Source organism: Pyruvatibacter sp., from assembly GCF_040219635.1.
Taxonomy (GTDB): Bacteria; Pseudomonadota; Alphaproteobacteria; order CGMCC-115125; family CGMCC-115125; genus Pyruvatibacter.
Window position 1 is genome coordinate 94,219 of sequence record NZ_JAVJSC010000009.1, and the last position, 18,023, is coordinate 112,241.

Annotated in this window: 18 protein-coding genes; 13 read left to right on the forward strand and 5 right to left on the reverse strand. The window is 60.8% G+C overall.

Annotation, left to right across the window (positions count from 1 at the left end):
• Positions 1-31: 31 nt before the first annotated feature.
• Positions 32-652: a PAS domain-containing protein gene (locus tag RIB87_RS12675; RefSeq protein WP_350147201.1), complete on the forward strand. Its 621-nt coding sequence runs from the start codon at positions 32-34 to the stop codon at positions 650-652.
• Between the two features lie 434 nt (positions 653-1,086).
• Here RIB87_RS12675 and RIB87_RS12680 read toward each other — a convergent pair whose 3' ends face one another.
• Positions 1,087-1,329, reverse strand: a complete 243-nt coding sequence (locus RIB87_RS12680; protein WP_350147203.1) for a hypothetical protein — start codon at positions 1,327-1,329, stop codon at positions 1,087-1,089.
• A 356-nt stretch (positions 1,330-1,685) separates the two neighbouring features.
• Positions 1,686-2,453, reverse strand: coding sequence for a competence/damage-inducible protein A (locus RIB87_RS12685; RefSeq protein WP_350147205.1), 768 nt, complete (start codon positions 2,451-2,453; stop codon positions 1,686-1,688).
• An 89-nt stretch (positions 2,454-2,542) separates the two neighbouring features.
• Here RIB87_RS12685 and sfsA point away from each other — a divergent pair, with 89 nt between their 5' ends.
• The 7 genes from sfsA (at position 2,543) to RIB87_RS12720 (ending at position 9,811) form a co-directional block, all read left to right on the forward strand.
• Complete coding sequence (sfsA, locus tag RIB87_RS12690; protein WP_350147207.1) at positions 2,543-3,241, forward strand: DNA/RNA nuclease SfsA; 699 nt, start codon at positions 2,543-2,545, stop codon at positions 3,239-3,241.
• A 15-nt stretch (positions 3,242-3,256) separates the two neighbouring features.
• The gene (gene map / locus RIB87_RS12695) at positions 3,257-4,078 is read left to right on the forward strand and encodes a type I methionyl aminopeptidase (protein WP_350147209.1); all 822 of its coding nucleotides are present in this window, start codon (positions 3,257-3,259) and stop codon (positions 4,076-4,078) included.
• Positions 4,079-4,096: 18 nt separating this feature from the next.
• Positions 4,097-4,858 carry a RadC family protein gene (gene radC / locus RIB87_RS12700; protein WP_350147211.1) on the forward strand — a complete coding sequence of 254 codons (762 nt, stop codon included), beginning with the start codon at positions 4,097-4,099 and terminating at the stop codon, positions 4,856-4,858.
• A gap of 158 nt (positions 4,859-5,016) precedes the next feature.
• On the forward strand, positions 5,017-6,312 hold the full coding sequence (gene purB / locus RIB87_RS12705; protein WP_350147213.1) for an adenylosuccinate lyase: 1,296 nt from the start codon (positions 5,017-5,019) through the stop codon (positions 6,310-6,312).
• An 871-nt stretch (positions 6,313-7,183) separates the two neighbouring features.
• Positions 7,184-7,948, forward strand: coding sequence for a histidine phosphatase family protein (locus RIB87_RS12710; RefSeq protein ID WP_350147215.1), 765 nt, complete (start codon positions 7,184-7,186; stop codon positions 7,946-7,948).
• 205 nt (positions 7,949-8,153) lie between these two features.
• Positions 8,154-9,407 (forward strand): cytochrome P450, encoded by a 1,254-nt coding sequence (locus tag RIB87_RS12715; RefSeq protein ID WP_350147218.1) that lies wholly within the window; start codon positions 8,154-8,156, stop codon positions 9,405-9,407.
• Positions 9,407-9,811, forward strand: coding sequence for a nuclear transport factor 2 family protein (locus RIB87_RS12720; protein WP_350147220.1), 405 nt, complete (start codon positions 9,407-9,409; stop codon positions 9,809-9,811). Before RIB87_RS12715 ends, RIB87_RS12720 begins: the two co-directional genes overlap by 1 nt.
• Positions 9,812-9,986: 175 nt before the next feature.
• Here the strand turns inward: RIB87_RS12720 and RIB87_RS12725 are convergent, their stop codons facing one another.
• Complete coding sequence (locus RIB87_RS12725) at positions 9,987-10,517, reverse strand: MarR family winged helix-turn-helix transcriptional regulator (RefSeq protein ID WP_350147223.1); 531 nt, start codon at positions 10,515-10,517, stop codon at positions 9,987-9,989.
• 27 nt (positions 10,518-10,544) lie between these two features.
• A complete protein-coding gene (locus RIB87_RS12730) occupies positions 10,545-12,524 on the reverse strand; it encodes a pyrroloquinoline quinone-dependent dehydrogenase (RefSeq protein ID WP_350147225.1) in 1,980 nt (659 codons plus the stop codon).
• Positions 12,525-12,637: 113 nt separating this feature from the next.
• Between RIB87_RS12730 and RIB87_RS12735 the strand changes: the two genes are divergently transcribed.
• The gene (locus RIB87_RS12735; protein WP_350147228.1) at positions 12,638-13,354 is read left to right on the forward strand and encodes a TetR/AcrR family transcriptional regulator; all 717 of its coding nucleotides are present in this window, start codon (positions 12,638-12,640) and stop codon (positions 13,352-13,354) included.
• On the opposite strand, the gene RIB87_RS12740 is transcribed toward RIB87_RS12735, so the two are convergent.
• The gene (locus RIB87_RS12740; RefSeq protein ID WP_350147230.1) at positions 13,351-13,674 is read right to left on the reverse strand and encodes a DUF1476 domain-containing protein; all 324 of its coding nucleotides are present in this window, start codon (positions 13,672-13,674) and stop codon (positions 13,351-13,353) included. The genes RIB87_RS12735 and RIB87_RS12740 overlap by 4 nt on opposite strands.
• A 231-nt stretch (positions 13,675-13,905) precedes the next feature.
• On the opposite strand from RIB87_RS12740, the gene purC reads away from it, so the two are divergent.
• From purC to purL, 4 genes are all read left to right on the forward strand, one after another.
• Positions 13,906-14,673, forward strand: a complete 768-nt coding sequence (gene purC, locus RIB87_RS12745) for a phosphoribosylaminoimidazolesuccinocarboxamide synthase (protein ID WP_350147233.1) — start codon at positions 13,906-13,908, stop codon at positions 14,671-14,673.
• Positions 14,674-14,808: 135 nt separating this feature from the next.
• Complete coding sequence (purS, locus tag RIB87_RS12750; RefSeq protein ID WP_350147235.1) at positions 14,809-15,066, forward strand: phosphoribosylformylglycinamidine synthase subunit PurS; 258 nt, start codon at positions 14,809-14,811, stop codon at positions 15,064-15,066.
• Positions 15,066-15,755: a phosphoribosylformylglycinamidine synthase subunit PurQ gene (gene purQ / locus RIB87_RS12755; RefSeq protein WP_350147237.1), complete on the forward strand. Its 690-nt coding sequence runs from the start codon at positions 15,066-15,068 to the stop codon at positions 15,753-15,755. Before purS ends, purQ begins: the two co-directional genes overlap by 1 nt.
• Positions 15,752-18,016: a phosphoribosylformylglycinamidine synthase subunit PurL gene (gene purL / locus RIB87_RS12760; RefSeq protein WP_350147239.1), complete on the forward strand. Its 2,265-nt coding sequence runs from the start codon at positions 15,752-15,754 to the stop codon at positions 18,014-18,016. The genes purQ and purL overlap by 4 nt, the downstream gene beginning before the upstream one ends.
• Positions 18,017-18,023: the final 7 nt, after the last annotated feature.

An 18,023-nucleotide genomic window follows, 5' to 3' on the forward strand; every position in this document is an offset into this window, starting at 1 on the left:
AGAAGCCGACCACCAGTATGAGCGCGTACCCATGACCAAAACGCGAGCCGCCCGCGATCTTCTTGCTTACTGGTTCCGGCTGGCTGCCGGGCGCCAGGCCCCGCGCCGCGATGAAATTGAACCGCGCGACATCAAACGGCACCTGCCGGACATGTTCATTGTGGAACTCGAAAAGCCGGGCAGCTTTACGTTCAGGCTGGCCGGCACGGCAATCTGCGCCAATTACGGCTTTGAACTGCGCGGCGAGGATTTTGCCAGCCTGTGGCAGGGCGAAGGCCGCGCCACCATGACCGGCCTGCTGGAACGGGTGATCGGCAACGCTGAGCCGGTGCTGGTGGAGTTTGCCGCTGAAAGTATGCGCGAACGCACCGTGCGCTTTGAACTCATTCTGCTGCCGCTGGCCGCAGCCGACGGTCGCCTGTCACGCGTGCTGGGCTGCTTTGCCCCCCTCGAAGACCCGTTCTGGCTCGGCTCGGACCCGCTGGTGCGCCAGTGGACCGAAACCATAGAGGTGCTGGACGCCGAACAAGGCGAGACGCTGCCCAATACCACCCGCGTGGAACTGGACGTTGAAGACGACCACAACGCGCCGCCAGCCATCGCGTTTCGCGAAGTGCGGCCCTATCTGCGCCTGGTGAAGACAGACACGTAGGCGTCGCCGATTCAGGCCTTTGTGGATAACGACTCAACCACCTGAAACGACTCACCAATTCGAGTCGATCCACAGGCGCGCAGAATCATTTGCATCCAGTCAGATCCGGGTACAAAGACCACGCCCCCTCCAACTTGACCGGGAGACAGTGGTTGCACGGCTCCAAATGCTCACCGTCGCCCCGGACTTGATCCGGGGCCTACTCGCGATGCGACGGGTACACTGGCTGTTGGTCGCGCACACCTTGCTGCGGCCAACACCTCAACAGCAGCACCCCGAAAAACCTGAAATGCGAGTGGCCCCCGGATCAGGTCCGGGGTGACGACGCTACAACTCTGCTGCCAAACGCAAAAACGGCGCTCCCTGTTTTCACAGGAACCGCCGTTTTGCCGCTCCGTTAAGAGCGAGTTGGATACGCGTCGCTGAAGAGCTGGTTAGTTGACCAGACCCTGCCACACGGGCTTGCACGTGCCGGCAACGGATGCCTGCACGGAAGCCATTGCTTCTTCCATGTTGGCGCCATCAGCCGTTGTCTGGCTGTCGGCAGCGCCGGTGCACCACACATAGAACTGGTGCGTGCCAGCCTTGCTGGTTGCTTCGTAGCTGCTGTCGAGCGCGAAAGCTGAGCCCGTCATCATGAATGCAGCGGCAAATGCGCCTGCGAGAATCTTTTTCATACTTGTCTCCCTCAAGAGGTTTCCCCGCCCCCATGTTAGGGGGTGATGTTCCCTGAACAGCGTACCCGCGAAAGCCGGTATCGGCCAACGCAGGCTGCCAGTCGTTTATGGACGGTCGATGCTCCGGTTCGGGTGAAGACCAGGCCTCACCCTAGCGACGCGCATCGCACCACCCTTGCTATTCGGCCTTACTGCCGACCTTGTTATCCGGGCAGAACGATAACCGCTCCTGAGACTCATACTAATGGATTCCTCGGCCAATCACCTGAAATCTTCGTAATGTTGTTACTGGTGTTGCCAATCTGTCACGAAATCTAAGTTAACGCAGCGATACAGGGGGCTTGCGAGCGCTGCAACTAGGTTCCGTCGCCGACAACCGGCTCAACGCCAAGCCCGCGAACCATCTCGATGGCTTCGTGTTTCACCGTCTCCAGCAGCGCTGCATCCGTCGTGCGGAACACCAGATTGGCGCCAAATGTACCGTCTTTGTAATAGGGATAACTCCCCATGCTGACGGTTGGATATTTCTTTTGCAGCGCGCCCAGCGGTGCCGCGACGGTGCCTTCGGCTATCTGTCCGGCCACAGAGCACGCCAGCATTCTGGCCCCGCCCGTCAGCCGATCCTCGATGCCGGTAATCATCGCCTGCATCACTGACGGGATGCCCGCCATCACAAACACATTGCCGATCTGAAAGCCCGGTGCTTTGGATACCGGATTGTCGATCAGCGTGGCCGTATCGGGAATCCGTGCCATGCGCTGGCGGGCGTCATTGAACTCGATGCCCGACGCATCATAGTGCGCCTGAAGCCGCGCCATGGCGTCGGGGTGATGGTGAATACCCACACCGAATGCCGCAGCAATGGAATCAGCCGTGATGTCGTCATGGGTGGGGCCGATACCGCCGGACGTGAACACATAGTCAAACTTCGCCCGCAGCGTGTTCACCGCATCCACAATCTCAGCCTCGATGTCAGGCACCACGCGCGCCTCCATCACCCGAATGCCGCGCTCGCCAAGCCATGTGGCAATGAAGCCCAGGTTCTTGTCCTGCGTCCGCCCGGAGAGGATTTCATCGCCGATCATCAAGACGGCGGCGGTTACTTTTTTGTCTGAGTCACTCATGGGCGCGGATATAGCACGCAGCGCGTCTGCGCACAGCACCCCTGACTGCAACCTTGACCCACAGCCGCCACCAGCCGATACCGCGTGCCATGAAACTCCCTCCCCTCGTGCCCGGCACGCTCATCAGGCGCTACAAACGCTTTCTGGCCGATGTCACCCTCGACACCGGCGAGACCATTACCGCCCATTGCGCCAACCCCGGTGCGATGCTGGGGCTGAATGAGCCGGGCAACCGTGTGTGGCTGTCGAAGTCCGACAACCCCAAACGCAAGCTGGCCTATTCATGGGAACTGGTAGAGGTGAATGGCACCCTTGTCGGCATCAACACATCCATGCCCAACAAGCTGGCGGAAGAGGCCATCGAGGCCGGCCGCATTGCCGAACTCACGGGCTACGCCAGCCTGCGCCGCGAGGTGAAATACGGCCAGAACAGCCGCATTGATATTCTGCTTGAAGACGACCAAAAGCCGCTCACCTATGTGGAGGTCAAGAACGTCCACCTGATGCGCCAACCCGGACTTGCCGAGTTTCCTGATTCTGTCACGGCGCGCGGTGCCAAGCATCTGGTGGAACTGGGCGACATGGCCGAGCAGGGCCACCGCGCCGTGATGCTGTATCTGGTTCAATATCCCGGCACACAGCGGTTCACACTGGCGGACGACATCGACCCGAAATATGCTGCGGCTCTGGACATCGCCAAGGGTCGCGGTGTTGAAACACTGTGTTATGGTTGCGACATATCACCCGAGGCCATCACGCTGAGTTATCAACTCGACATCGACATCTAAGAGGCCAAACCGCCGATGAACTATGTGGACGCCATCGACGCGCCGCTCGTCAATACGGGCGCCATCAAGCTGCACGGAGCAGAAGGCTTTGCGGGAATGCGCAAGGCCGGTCAGTTGTCGGCGGCCGCGCTCGACATGCTGGCACCGCTCGTTGTGCCCGGCGTCACGACCGCAGAACTGGACAGGCGCGTGCTTGAGTTCGCGCTGGACCACGGTGTGGTGCCCGCGACCTATGGCTATCGCGGTTACCGCCACTCATCGTGCACCTCCATCAACCATGTGGTGTGTCACGGCATCCCCGGCGACAAGGCGCTGAAAAACGGCGACATCGTCAACATCGACGTCACGCTGCTGGTGGACGGCTGGCACGGCGACACCAGCCGCATGTACCCGGTGGGTGACATCAACCGCAAAGCCGAGCGGCTGATCGACATTACCTATCAATCAATGATGCGCGGTATCGAAGCCGTCAAACCCGGCGCCAAGCTGGGCGACATTGGCGCAGCCATTCAGCAATATGCCGAGGGCGAGCGCTGCGGCGTGGTGCGCGATTTTTGCGGCCACGGTCTGGGACGTGTGTTTCATGACGCACCCAACATTCTGCATTACGGCACCCGTGGCGAAGGTCAGGTACTCAAACCGGGCATGTTCTTCACCATCGAGCCGATGATCAATCTGGGCCGCCCGCACGTAAAGTTGCTGTCTGACGGCTGGACGGCGGTCACCCGCGACCGCTCATTGTCGGCACAGTTTGAACATTCCATTGGTGTGACGGAAGACGGCGTCGAGATTTTCACAACCTCTCCGGCGGGTCTTCATTGCCTGCCCTACAGCTAGAGCCGGCAGGCGCACCGCATGGCGGGCTTTGAGGACAGCGGCGGCAGACCGCTTCCCAAACCGGCGCGAGACTCTGCGAAGTCAAACCAGGCTGACAAAAAGTCGGAGCCGCCGCACCACACCGGCCACCGCCAGCGCCTGCGCGAACGGTTTCTCAAGGGCGGTGCGGATGCCCTGCCCGACTATGAACTGCTCGAACTCATCCTGTTTCGCGCCATCCCGCGCCGCGACACCAAGCCCCTGGCCAAAGACCTGCTCAAACGCTTCGGCGGTTTCAACGAAGTCATCACCGCGCCCGTTGAGCGGCTGGTGGAAGTGCCTGGCGTTTCAGACGCCGTAGCGACGGAACTCAAGATCGTGCAGGCCGCCTCACTGCGGCTGGCGCAGGCGCAGGTGTTGGAACGCCCCGCCATCACAAGCTGGAAGGCGATGGTGGATTATTGCACCGCCGCCATGGCGTATGAACGCAACGAACAGTTCCGCATTCTGTTTCTCGATCGCAAAAATGTTCTGATTGCCGACGAAGTACAAAGCCGCGGCACTGTGGACCACACCCCCGTTTACCCGCGCGAGGTGGTGAAACGCGCGCTCGAGCTTGGTGCCAGCGCCATCATCCTCGTCCACAACCACCCGTCAGGCGACCCGACACCCAGCCGCGCCGACGTGGACATGACCAAGAAAATCGAAGACGCCGCCAAGCCGCTGGGCGTTGCCGTCCACGACCACCTCGTCATCGGCAAGGGCACCCACGCCAGCCTGCGGCAGTTGGGGTTGCTGTAACATCGGCCCCCCCCCCTTTGCTGCTGCCTGGCAAATGCTCGGTGCCAGCCCCACCGCATGTCTCATCCCCGCTAAACGTGGTTGAGGGCCGTGAGGCCTTGGCGTATCAACAGGCTCACCCAGCCCTTCCCCGCACAAAGCCTTTGGAGCGCCCGCCGATGATCCCCCGTTACAGCCGCCCGGAAATGGTCGCCATCTGGTCGCCCGAAACCAAGTTCCGCATCTGGTTCGAGATCGAGGCCCATGCCTGCACGGCGCTGGCGCAGCTTGGCGTCATTCCCGAAGAGGCCGCAAAAAACATCTGGGACAAGGGCTCCAAGGCCGAGTTTGATGTGGCCCGTATCGACGAGATCGAGCGCGAGGTAAAGCACGACGTCATCGCCTTCCTCACCCACCTCGCAGAGTTCATCGGCGACGACAGCCGGTTCGTGCACCAGGGCATGACCTCATCCGACGTGCTGGACACATGCCTGTCCGTGCAACTCACCCGCGCCGCAGACCTGCTGCTGGCCGACATGGACATATTGCTGGCAGCGCTCAAAACCCGCGCCTACGAACACAAAGATACTGTTACCATCGGCCGCTCCCACGGCATCCACGCCGAACCCACCACATTTGGCATCAAGCTGGCGCAGGCCTATGCGGAGTTTGACCGCTGCAAGACACGGCTTGAACACGCCCGCGCCGAGATTGCCACCTGCGCCATTTCCGGCGCCGTCGGCACCTTCGCCAACATTGACCCGCGCGTGGAAGAATATGTGGCCGCGCAGCTTGGCCTGACGCCCGAACCCGTTTCAACCCAGGTGATCCCGCGCGACCGTCACGCGCAGTTCTTTGCGGTGCTCGGCGTGATCGCATCAAGCGTTGAACGGCTGGCAACCGAAATCCGCCACCTTCAGCGGACGGAAGTTCTGGAAGCGGAAGAGTTTTTCTCTGCCGGTCAGAAAGGCTCCTCCGCCATGCCCCACAAGCGCAATCCGATCCTGACCGAAAACCTCACCGGCCTCGCCCGCATCGTCCGCGGCATGGTGATACCAGCGCTTGAAAACGTCGCCCTGTGGCACGAGCGCGATATTTCGCACTCCAGCGTCGAACGCATGATCGGCCCCGACGCCACTGTCACCCTCGACTTTGCACTGATGCGCCTTGCCGGGGTGATGGAAAAACTCGTGGTCTATCCTGAAAACATGCAGGCCAACATGGACAAGCTCGGCGGCCTCATGCACTCGCAGCGCGTGCTGCTGGCGCTGACGCAAAAAGGCGTCAGCCGCGAAGACAGCTATCGTCTGGTTCAGCGCAACGCCATGCCCGTGTGGCGCGGCGAAGGCGTGTTCATTGATCTGCTGAAAGCCGACAAGGACGTGATCCTGTCAGACGCCGAACTCGAAGACCTGTTTGACCTGGGCTACCACACCAAACACGTGGACACGATTTTCAAGCGGGTGTTTGGGTAGATATAAGCCCTCCCCCCTCGTGGGTAGGTGTTTTTTTTCAAAAAACTTATCCACGCCCCCTCAGCGTCACCGATAATACCCGTATCTCCCGCCGCAAGGGCACTCCGGGCCGTCCGGACCTGGGTGGGGGAGCGGATGCCTGGAAGGCTGGTGTGGTTTTATCTCCTTGGGAACGTGGAGGGACGCTGCATCAGCGTAGCGCGCAAGTAACGTGGGCGCGCTGGAAGGGCTGCGTGTTTTTGATCCTGGTCACGCCCTGAAAAAGCTGGCCCCGTCTCAGGCCGTGCGGTTCCAAAGTGCGGGAGTGCGGACGAGAGGATCACGCGGAACGTGTGGGGTTAATCGCCTCCTGCGCCCGCGCGAGGACACACGCAGAAGCACATCTGCGCGCGGAGCGTCTGAGGACTGCCGCCTTATGTTTGATATCGCATGAGATTTGCGCACAGCAGACCTCAGGCGCTCCCCGCCTCCCTTACCTTTTGGGAGCTTTGTTGACTGCACACCGGCGGCGGACCCCGCGCGCGGATGCTGATGCTCGGCCCCTCTCCAATGCCTCCCCACAGCTTGACCGCTGGGCCCGGAGCCACACGACCACTCTTGCGGGCTGCCCTGGGTTCCGTGGTCAAGCCACGGAAAAGCAAGAAGCAAGAAGCAAGGCAAAAAGTTAGACATACGTTGCCTCCCCGCGGCTTGACCGCGGGGCCCAGAGCCACACGACCACGCTAACCGGCTGCCCTGGGTTCCGTGGTCACGCCACGGAAAAGCATAATGGGAGTATGAGCGCGAGCCATGTAGCCGGCTTCGCGCCACACAAATGTTGCGCAGCGCCTATACTGATGACCGAAACACACAAACAGACTTTGGAGCCACCATGACCACACCTCCCCGCATTGCCTTTGACGGCTCGCTGCGCCGCCGCGTCTATCTGTTCCGCCACGGCGACGTTGCCTATGTCACCAATGATGGCTCCATCGTGGCGGACCCGCGCGCCGTGCACCTCACGACGCAGGGCCAGCAGGAGGCGGACGCCATGGGGAAAATGATGGCCGATATCCCCATCGACAAAGCCGTATGCTCCGGCCTGCCGCGCACCATCCAAACCCTGGACCGCATTCTGGGCGACCGCGACATGCCGGTGGAACAGGTGCCGGACCTCGAAGAGCTGCGCTCAGACCGCGCCCAGGCCGCCTACGAGCAAGGCTCGGCGCCCGACCCTGTGCCGTTGCCCGACGACCTGAACGAAGTGGCCTACGCGTTTTTGAATGCGCACAAGCCGGGCATGAAATACCGCAACGGTGAAGCGTTCGAGGATTTTGAGGCCCGCGTCGTGCCGGCCTTTGAGGGCCTGCTGAAGACGCCCGACTGGCACACAATGGCACTGGTCGCCCATGGCGGCGTCAACCGTGTGCTGCTGGGCTGGGCGCTGGGCACCGGGCTCAAAACCTTCGGCCAGTTCGAGCAGGACACGTGCTGTCTCAACGTGCTGGACATTGACCAGGATCCCGATGACCTCACCATCCGTCGTGTGCTGGTGCGCGCCGTCAACGCGACCACCTACGACCCGCCCAAACGCGAGCGTCACCTGACCACGCTTGAAGGCCTTGCGCACAAGCTGCAGCAAACCCGCAAAGCATAATCATCCGTTGCTCCGGACTTGATCCGGAGCCACCTCGCACAGGATCAACTGTACAGCGAAAGCGAGCGGACCCCCGATAAGGTCAGGGATACCGGGAGGCAGGCGCGGCCACCAGCTTCACACCTTGATTGTTTACTCTGTAAACAATATACTGATTGAACAATAAAGGGAGGCACCACCCCTCCCGCCCAAGGAGGAAGCCCCAATGGCCGCAGACATTGCAGCGCTCATCGCCGCCCTGCCCACCGGCGACACCATCGCCAACCCCTACCCGCTCTATGCGCAACTCCGCCCGTTTGCCCCCGTGCAGGGCTACCGCGACTACCCGCCGGGCACGGTGCCCGGCGAAGACGAGCCGGTAAATGCGTGGGTGCTGCTGGACTACGACCATGTGTCAAAGGCCGCCCGCGACCACCGCACGTTTTCGTCACGCGACCCGCTTCAGGAGGCGTCCTCCGCGCCGACGCTGATGCTGGTCAACCACGACAACCCGGAGCATGACCGCCTGCGCAACATCGTCAATCTGGCATTCTCCCGCAAACGCATTGAGGAGCTGTCACCGCATGTGAGCACGATGGTGCATCACCTGCTTGACGAAATTGAACGTGACAAAGGCACCGGCATCGAGGCGATGACCGACATCTGCGCCGCCTTGCCCGCGCGTGTGATGGTGCATCTGCTGGGCCTGCCGGACGGGATTGCTGCAAAATTTCGCTACTGGGGCACAGCCTTCATGCTGTCTGCCGACCTGACGCCGGAACAACGGCAGACCTCAAACGTTGAGCTGTACACGTATTTTGTTGAGCAGGTGACGGCGATGGACGAAGCGCTGGCAGCGGGCAAATCAGTGCCCGACAGCCTGATGCGTGCACTCCTGACCACGCAAGCGGACGGCGAAAAGCTGACGCGCGATGAAGTCATCCGCTTCTGCCTGACGCTTGTTGTAGCCGGTGCTGAAACCACTACCTTCCTGCTCGGCAACCTGCTGCATCATCTGGCGACCATGCCGGACATCACCGCACGGCTGCGCGCTGACCGCAGCGCCCTTGAGGGCTTCATGAACGAAAGCCTGCGCCACTCGGGCCCGCCGCAACGCCTGTTCCGCATTGCTGAAAAAGACACTGAGATTGGCGGCCGCCAGATAAAGCAGGGAGACTGGGTGGCGCTGTTTTTTGCAGCCGCCAATCACGACCCGGCCATATTTCCCGACCCTGACGCATTCGACATTGATCGCCCCAACCTCAACAAGCAACTGACCTTTGGCGTGGGTATTCACCACTGCCTAGGGTCAGCACTGGCTAAGGCAGAAGCCCGCGAACTCATGAACGCAATGCTTGATCGCTATGCGGATATTTCGCTGGGCGGCACCACGCCGGAACCCCAACGCGCAAGCCTGCTCAATCACGGGCTGGCAACGCTTCCGCTTATTCTCACGCCAGCCCGGAAGGACGCCGCATAATGAGCCTCCAGCAAACCAACATCGCCGCCACACAAAAGCTGTTTGAAGCCTTCGGCGCGGGCGACATCCCTGCCATTCTGGCCTTGTGCAGCGACGACATTCGCATTGAGTTTTACGGGCCTGCCGACATTATTCCGTATGCAGACATGTATGACGGCATGGAGGGCGCACGCCGGTTTTTTGAAACCGTGCTGTCATCCGTGGACATTCACGTGTTCGAGCCGCAGGAGTTTCTGGCCGATGCCGACAAGGTGATTGTTACCGGCGTGCTGCACCTGACAGCCAAATCCACCGGCCGCGACATCAAGTCAGACTTTGTCCATGTCATCACCATGCGCGACGGAAAATGGCAAAAGTTCCGCGACTTCATGGACACTCATCAGGCCGTAAAAGCGTTTTCATAACCAGTCTCTCCCGCCTTGTAGATAGGAGGTGGGGAGGGGTTGGGGTGGGGGGTGTGCATGACGGCAGCCCCCGCAGATCAGTCAGCAACCGCCCGCCCCCCCACCCGGCACATCCGTGCCGACCTCCCCACAAGGGGGAGGTAAAAGCGCGCAAGACACCCGGTCGAACCGGCGGTTACTTATCCCCTCGCTCCATTGCCGCGATAGACTTGGTGATGGCTTCAAAAAACTTGATCCCCTCGCGGATGGTAGTCGCATCCATCGGCTCCATGATGTCCTGGATGACCTCGACGCCGCGATCCATCATGGCAGCGATATACCGCTCGCCCTTGGGCGTCAGCTTCACCAGCTTTTCACGCGCCGACACGGGGTCTTCCACCTGCACTACCAACGACAAGGGCGGTGCCGCCATGGCGCGCACTGCCTTGGTGATGGCGGCCCCTGAAATCTCGAACCAGACCCGAAGCGATTGCTCTATGTCCTTGCGCCGCATCGACTTGCCATCCTTGCCGGCGGAGTGGATGTGCCACAGGACAGCTACCTGATGACGACCAAGCTCGGAGCGCATTCCCTTGTTGCGCAGCGTATCCTCAACCCGGATGCCCGCTTTGTAGTGAATTGGGTAAAAATACCCCAGCAACGCAAGCGCTGCATCCGGTCGGTTGAGGCTGTCGGGCAGTTTGGTCTTGGGTTTGGAGGGCGGCATGAACGAAGCTCCGATTCGGCGCGAGCGTCATTCTACCCTGCCTTCATTATATGGCAGCGCGAAAGCGACCAGTTTGTCGTTCAGCGTTGTTGTGGACCGCGAATGACCGCCGGCAGAGATAACCACATATTGTCTGCCCTGCCATTCATAGGTCATGGGCGTAGCCTGTCCGCCGCCGGGCAACCGGCCTTTCCACACTTCATCGCCCGTCGCCGCATCAAATGCGCGCAGATAGTCGTCCATGGCCGCACCGATGAAAACAAGACCGCCCGCCGTGACCAGCGGCCCCCCGAAATTGGGCGTTCCAAGCTTCCACGGCAGCGGCACGGGCGCGATGTCGCGCACGGTGCCCAACGTTGCCTCCCAGGCAATGTCGCCGGTGGACAGGTCGATCGCGTGCAATACCCCGAAGGGCGGCTTGTTGCAGGGCAGACTCAGGGGCGACAGAACAAGATCGCGCTTCATGCCGTAGCGTGTTCCGGCCTGCGGGCTGATTTCCTTGCCGGGCTCGGCAGCTTTGGCATCCGCAAACTCATCACGTGGAATGAGCTTTACAACATGCAAAGCGCGCGACGTATTCACATACATCATCTGGCTTTGCGGGTTGAACGCCATTCCACCCCAGTTGGCACCACCGCCGGAAAACGGAAACATCAGCGTGCCCTGCTCGCTGGGCGGGGTGAAAAGCCCGTCATTGCGATAGCGCGCAATCGCATCCCGACACCGGCCACGATCCCAGAAGGTCAATCCCCAGGCATCGTCAGGTACAATCGAATGCGGCACAAGCGCAGGCGGCTTTTGCGGCATCGGTTGGGTTGGGGACAACTCCTCACCCGACGCTCCATCCTGTGGCACCGGCACTTCATCGACGGGAAAAACCGGCTCCCCGGTATCTCGGTCCAGCACAAACACAAAGCCGGTCTTGGCCACCTGCACCACCACATCGCGCGGACCATCGCCCTTGTTTATGGTCACCAGACTTGGCTGTGCCGGCAGGTCATAGTCCCACACATCATGATGCACCGTTTGAAAATGCCAGCGTACTGTGCCGGTCGCGCCGTCAAGTGCCACCACGGAATTGGCATAGCGGTTGTCACCGGGACGCTCACCACCATAAAAATCCGGCGAGGGCGAGGACGTTGGCAGAAACACCAGCCCGCGCGCTTCATCAACCGACATGGGCGCCCACACATTGGCGTGGCCGGTGCGGGCCGCCTGCTCACCCTGCCAACTGCCGGGCTGCTCGACGGCCCCGCGCGCCACCGCATCAAACTCCCAGCGTGGCGTGCCGGTGCGGACATCAAACGCGCGCACGGCACCCTTGGGTGCATCCGCGCGGGCATTGTCACCAATGGCAGACCCGACAATCACCGTGTCGCCCACAGTGACAGGCGGCGACGTTATCTGAAACTCGCCGGGCCACCACAAATCCATGCCGGGATCTATGGCAACGGTGCCATTCTCACCAAACAACGTACACGGACGACCTGTAGTAGCATCCACGGCGATCAGGCGGCCGTGGTTCGTGCCCATGAAAATCCGTTCCGCGCATTCACTCCCGCCACCTGCCTGCGGATCCTGCCAATAGACAACGCCACGGCAGATAAACTGATTGGCGGGCATATAGTCCGTCGGAATCTGCGGGTCATAGCGCCACTGCTCCTCGCCCGTGGCCGGGTCCAAAGACACAATCTCGTTGAACGGCGTGCACAGCCGCAACGCACCGCCCGCCAGAATCGGCGTGCCTTCGGATGCGCTGCGGGTTACAGCGTCAGGGCGCGCCTCAAGATCGCCGGTGGCGTACTGCCAGGCGATTTCCAGATCGCCCACGGTGTCAGGCGTGATCGCGGCACTCGCGCTATACCGGCTGCCCCCCGCGTCACCACCATAATGGGTCCAGCCACCACCCTGCTGGGCAAAACCTGGGAGCGCACCCGTAACGACGCCCACCAGCATCAGCGCAAACAAGCGCCCGAACCGTCTGAAACGTAAAGTAAATGAGCCCATGGAAAATCCACCCTGTGACACGAAGCAGTTAATTGATTGAATCATTCATTTAATTAACGTCGGTCGTCAAGTGTTATTATCTCGCTGTGTTCCGGAGTGTTGAGTCGCAAGCCATGTCCCAGATTGAAAATCCCACCCGTCGCTCAAAGCGGGGAGAAACACCGCAGGCCCGGCTAGCGCTGGTGGCAAAAGCTGCCTTTGAGTGCATGTCGCGTCACGGCTTCCATCGCACGCAAATGGCCGATGTGGCCCTGGAAGCGGGCCTGTCACCGGCCGCGCTTTACACATATGCAAAGGGAAAGGAGGGTCTGCTCACCCTCGCCTTCCTGCATGTTTTTGACGATGAGTTGCCCGCAACGCCACTGCCGGTCGCACCGTTGCCGATGAAAAAAATCATCGCCATGGCGCACCAGCGGATTAGCGACGTGGCCCAATGGCCAACCCTCGACGCGGCCATTGCAGCAGACCGCGCGCCCGATGTGGCGACGCTCAGAAAAATAGGAGCCGAAGTTTATGACCTGCTGGATGCCTTCCGCGAAGGCATCTGGCTGATTGATAAGTTGTCACTGGAACTTCCGGAGTTTGAAAAACTACAGGCGGAAAAAGTGCATGGCGCCTTTATGGGCAAGCTGATCGCACTCATCGGCAAATGGAAGGCTCCGGGCGTGGTGACTGATGTGGCCGCACGCAACGCCGTTGAAATGATGGCCTGGCCCGCCATGCACCGCCACCGCGACCAGTGGCTGATACCGCAGGCCAGCGAAGCGCAAATCCGTGAAACAGCAATCCGCCAATATGCAGCGCTGCTCAAGGCAACCCAGAAAGCCTAGCCTTCAGTCGCAACCTGCTCGCGGGCCTTCACCATCAATTCCTGCATGGTGCGGCGGATCTGATGTTCGGACTTATCCACGCCGCGCGCCTCAAGATCGCCAGACACCTTGCGGAATACATCCTCTTCGCCGGCTTCTTCAAAGTCGGACTTCACAACCTCTTTGGCGTAGGCAGCCGCAGCATCCGCGTCCAGCCCCATCGCCTCTGCAGCCCACAGGCCCAGCAACTTGTTGCGGCGCGCCACGGCCTTGAACTCAAGTTCCTGGTCATGGGCGAACTTGTTTTCAAAGTCCTTGCCGCGCTTATCAAGTGAACTCATGGGTAAACGCCCCTTGCAGTTAGGTGCCATGCATATGGGAGTGACAGCCCCCGAAATGGCAGATTTTTGCCGAAAAATACGAAAATCCGGCACGTGACCGCGCCCAAGTTCAGCTAGGCATAGCTGCCAATTTCCGCTAAAGCAACACGTGAGCGCGACTGCCGCCAAGGTCAAGAGGTCGCACCGCACAAATCACCAAAAACGGCATCAATCCGGGATGGATTCAGTTTTATGACGCGCCGCAGAAAAATATACGAAGGCAAGGCCAAGATCCTTTACGAAGGCCCTGAGCCCGGCACCCTCATTCAGCATTTCAAGGATGACGCCACCGCCTTCAACAACAAGAAGCATGAGCTGATTGACGGCAAGGGCGTTCTCAACAACCGCATCTCCGAGTTCATCTTTACCAAGCTCAACGAGATTGGTGTGCCGACCCACTTCATCAAACGGGTGAACATGCGCGAGCAGCTCATCAAGGAAGTGGAAATCATCCCGGTTGAAGTGATGGTTCGCAACGTGGCCGCGGGCTCGCTGGCCAAGCGCCTTGGCATTGAGGAAGGCACACCGCTGCCCCGCTCCATCATCGAGTTCGCCTACAAATCCGACGAGCTGGACGACCCGCTCGTAACAGAAGAACACATCACCGCGTTTTCTTGGGCCACCCCCCAGGAGATTGACGACATGATGGCCATGAGCCTGCGCATCAACGACTTTTTGTCCGGCTTGTTTTTGGGCATCGGCATCAAGCTGGTGGACTTCAAGATTGAGTTTGGCCGTCAGTTTGAAGGCGAGATGATGCGGGTCATTCTGGCCGATGAAATAAGCCCCGATAGCTGCCGCCTGTGGGACACCACCACGAACGAGAAACTGGACAAGGACCGTTTCCGCCGCGACATGGGCGGGCTGATGGACGCCTATCAGGAGGTTGCCCGCCGCCTTGGCATCTACACCAGCAACGACGATACCACCCCACGCTCCGGCCCCGTGCTGGTGAAGTAGGCGCTGGTGAAGGAGCAGCCTTGCAGGTCCGGCAGGCGCGCAAAGACGCTGTTGCTGATATTTTCTGCCAAACAGATTTCGATTCGACCCTGAACCAAAGAGGCCCCGCCAGAACAGCCGGGGGAACACACATCCATGAAGGCACGCGTTCACGTCACCCTCAAATCAGGCGTCCTCGACCCGCAGGGCAAGGCCATAGAAAAGACCCTCGGCAATCTGGGTTTCTTGGGCGTTGAGAGTGTCCGCCAGGGCAAGGTCATAGACCTCGACATCGCCGAGACGGACCCGGCCAAAGCCGAAGCTGTCATCAAGGACATGTGCGAGCAGCTTCTGGCCAACACGGTGATCGAGAATTATTCCATCGAACTGGCTTCGTCCCAGAGTGCATCATAATGAAGGCCGCCGTTGTTACATTCCCCGGCTCCAACTGTGACCGCGACACGCTGGTGGCACTTGAGCGCATCACCGGGCGCGCGCCGATAAAAGTCTGGCATACCGAAACCGAGCTTCCCCAAGCTGACCTTGTGGTGCTGCCCGGCGGCTTCACCTATGGCGACTATCTGCGCTCCGGTGCGATGGCCGCCCGCTCACCTGTCATGGCTGCCGTGAAAAAACGTGCCGCCGACGGCGCGTACGTGTTGGGCATCTGCAACGGCTTTCAGATGCTCACCGAAACAGGCCTGCTGCCCGGCGCGTTGATGCGCAATGCGGGCCTCAGGTTCCTGTGCAAGGACGTGCATCTAAGCGTTGAACGCAACGACACGCCCTTCACCCAAAAATACGCGGCCGGAAAAACCATCCGCATTCCCATTGCGCACCATGACGGCAACTACTTTACCGACGATGACACCCTCGCCCGCCTTGAAGGCGAAGGCCGCGTGGCATTTCGCTATGTCACAAAAAGCGGCGCGCCCGGTGACGATGCCAACCCAAACGGATCGCGCGCCAACATTGCCGGTATCTACTCAGAAGATTTGCGGGTGCTGGGCATGATGCCCCACCCCGAACGGCTGATTGAGCCCGCCCTTGGCGGCAGCGATGGCCGCCCGATGTTTGAAGGCCTGATGGAGGCGCTCTCATGAGCAATGCAGCAGCGCAATCCGGCGAACTGCCATCGGCAGACCCCGCCGCCCGCGAGCCGGAAATCACGCCGCAGATTGTTGCGGAACACGGTTTCACCGACGAAGAATATGCCCGCGTGCTGCGTGCCCTGAACCGCACACCGACCATGACCGAGCTTGGCGTTTATTCCGTCATGTGGTCGGAGCACTGCTCATACAAGTCATCACGCGTGTGGCTGAAGCAGCTTCCCACCACCGGCCCGCAGGTGATTTGCGGCCCCGGCGAGAATGCCGGCATCGTCGATATCGGCAACGGCCTCGCTGCGGTTTTCAAGATGGAAAGCCACAACCACCCGTCATTCATTGAACCCTATCAGGGCGCTGCCACCGGCGTGGGTGGCATCATGCGCGATGTGTTCACCATGGGCGCGCGCCCCGTTGCCAATCTCAATGCGCTGCGCTTCGGCGCACCGGAGCACGAAAAAACCCGCCACCTTGTGGAAGGCGTCGTGTCCGGCATCGGCGGCTATGGCAACTGTTTTGGCGTGCCGACGGTGGGCGGCGAAGTGGAGTTTGACCCGGCCTACAACGGCAACATTCTGGTCAACGCCATGTGCGTGGGTCTGGCCCCGGCAGACAACATTTTTTATGCCGCAGCGTCGGGCGTCGGCAATCCGGTGGTGTATGTCGGCTCCAAGACCGGGCGCGACGGCATTCACGGTGCCACCATGGCATCCGCCGAGTTTGACGATGACAGCCAGGACAAACGCCCGACCGTGCAGGTGGGTGATCCGTTTACGGAGAAACTGCTGCTGGAAGCCTGCCTTGAACTGATGGAGCAAGACGCCATCGTCGCCATTCAGGACATGGGGGCAGCAGGCCTCACCAGTTCATCCGTTGAGATGGCGGGCAAGGGCAATGTCGGCATCGAGCTTATTCTTGATGACGTGCCGGTGCGCGAAGAAGCCATGACGGCGTATGAGATGCTGCTGTCTGAAAGCCAGGAGCGCATGTTGATGGTGCTCAAGCCGGGCCGCGAGGATGTTGCCCGCGCGATTTTTGAAAAATGGCAACTCGACTTCGCCGTCATCGGAACAATTACCGATACGGGCCGCATGACCGTGCGCCACCAGGGCGTGCTGGTGGCTGACCTGCCGCTCGACAGCCTCAATGACGACGCGCCGATGTATGAGCGACCCTACGAGTTCACAACACCGCCCGCACCGTTTGATGTAAGCAACGCACCCGCGCCGGCCAATGCGGCGCAGACGCTGGTGCAGATGCTCGGCTCGCCCGCCCTGTGCTCTCGCCGCTGGATATACGAGCAGTACGACCACACCATTATGGGCGACACGCTGCAGCGCCCCGGCGGCGACGCCGGTGTTGTGCGTGTCCACGGCACCAACACAGCGCTCGCCGTTACCGTTGATGTCACGCCGCGCTACTGCAAGGCCGACCCCAAAGAGGGCGGCAAGCAGGCCGTGGTGGAAACATGGCGCAACCTCACCGCCACCGGGGCCAAACCGCTGGCGATCACCGACTGCATGAACTTCGGCAACCCGCAGCGACCCGAAATCATGGGCCAGTTTGCCGGCTGCATCCTCGGCATGAAGGACGCCTGCGAGGCACTGGACTACCCGGTCGTGTCCGGCAACGTGTCGCTGTACAACGAAACCAACGGCACCGGCATTCTGCCAACGCCGGGCATTGGCGGCATCGGCCTGATTGACGACGCCCGCATCTACGCCCGCATGGACGGCATGAAAGAGGGCAACGACCTCATTCTTATCGGCGCCGAAGCGGGTTATCTGGGCCAGTCGCTTTATCTGCGTGACGTGTTGGGCCTCAACCTCGATACCGAAGGCGGGGCACCGCCCCCCATCGACCTTGTGGCCGAACGCACCAACGGTGACTTCGTGCGTGGATTGATTGCCACAGGGCGCCTCACTGCCTGTCATGACCTGTCAGACGGCGGGCTGTATGTCGCCATCGCCGAACTGTGCATGGCCAGCAACATTGGTGCGGCCTTTACGCTGCCCGAGGGCATCGCGGCACATGCGGCGCTGTTTGCCGAGGATCAGGCGCGCTACATCATTGCCCTGCCCGCTGATCTCACAAAGAATGCCCTGCGTGCCGCAGAAAAAGCCGGCGTGCGCGCGCGCCGTCTGGGCACGGTTGGCGGCATGGAATTGACGGCGCAAGGGTGCGACCCCATATCTGTTCAGCAAATGCGCAAAGCCCATGAAGGCTGGTTCCCGGCCTATATGGATGCTACGCATTAGCCGCACC

Excerpts from the sequence above, each read along its gene's own strand:
- RIB87_RS12675 (WP_350147201.1), top strand. The coding sequence starts at position 32 with ATGACCAAAACGCGAGCCGCCCGCGATCTTCTTGCTTACTGGTTCCGG.
- RIB87_RS12680 (WP_350147203.1), bottom strand. The coding sequence starts at position 1,329 with ATGAAAAAGATTCTCGCAGGCGCATTTGCCGCTGCATTCATGATGACG.
- RIB87_RS12685 (WP_350147205.1), bottom strand. The coding sequence starts at position 2,453 with ATGAGTGACTCAGACAAAAAAGTAACCGCCGCCGTCTTGATGATCGGC.
- sfsA (WP_350147207.1), top strand. The coding sequence starts at position 2,543 with ATGAAACTCCCTCCCCTCGTGCCCGGCACGCTCATCAGGCGCTACAAA.
- map (WP_350147209.1), top strand. The coding sequence starts at position 3,257 with ATGAACTATGTGGACGCCATCGACGCGCCGCTCGTCAATACGGGCGCC.
- radC (WP_350147211.1), top strand. The coding sequence starts at position 4,097 with ATGGCGGGCTTTGAGGACAGCGGCGGCAGACCGCTTCCCAAACCGGCG.
- purB (WP_350147213.1), top strand. The coding sequence starts at position 5,017 with ATGATCCCCCGTTACAGCCGCCCGGAAATGGTCGCCATCTGGTCGCCC.
- RIB87_RS12710 (WP_350147215.1), top strand. The coding sequence starts at position 7,184 with ATGACCACACCTCCCCGCATTGCCTTTGACGGCTCGCTGCGCCGCCGC.
- RIB87_RS12715 (WP_350147218.1), top strand. The coding sequence starts at position 8,154 with ATGGCCGCAGACATTGCAGCGCTCATCGCCGCCCTGCCCACCGGCGAC.
- RIB87_RS12720 (WP_350147220.1), top strand. The coding sequence starts at position 9,407 with ATGAGCCTCCAGCAAACCAACATCGCCGCCACACAAAAGCTGTTTGAA.
- RIB87_RS12725 (WP_350147223.1), bottom strand. The coding sequence starts at position 10,517 with ATGCCGCCCTCCAAACCCAAGACCAAACTGCCCGACAGCCTCAACCGA.
- RIB87_RS12730 (WP_350147225.1), bottom strand. The coding sequence starts at position 12,524 with ATGGGCTCATTTACTTTACGTTTCAGACGGTTCGGGCGCTTGTTTGCG.
- RIB87_RS12735 (WP_350147228.1), top strand. The coding sequence starts at position 12,638 with ATGTCCCAGATTGAAAATCCCACCCGTCGCTCAAAGCGGGGAGAAACA.
- RIB87_RS12740 (WP_350147230.1), bottom strand. The coding sequence starts at position 13,674 with ATGAGTTCACTTGATAAGCGCGGCAAGGACTTTGAAAACAAGTTCGCC.
- purC (WP_350147233.1), top strand. The coding sequence starts at position 13,906 with ATGACGCGCCGCAGAAAAATATACGAAGGCAAGGCCAAGATCCTTTAC.
- purS (WP_350147235.1), top strand. The coding sequence starts at position 14,809 with ATGAAGGCACGCGTTCACGTCACCCTCAAATCAGGCGTCCTCGACCCG.
- purQ (WP_350147237.1), top strand. The coding sequence starts at position 15,066 with ATGAAGGCCGCCGTTGTTACATTCCCCGGCTCCAACTGTGACCGCGAC.
- purL (WP_350147239.1), top strand. The coding sequence starts at position 15,752 with ATGAGCAATGCAGCAGCGCAATCCGGCGAACTGCCATCGGCAGACCCC.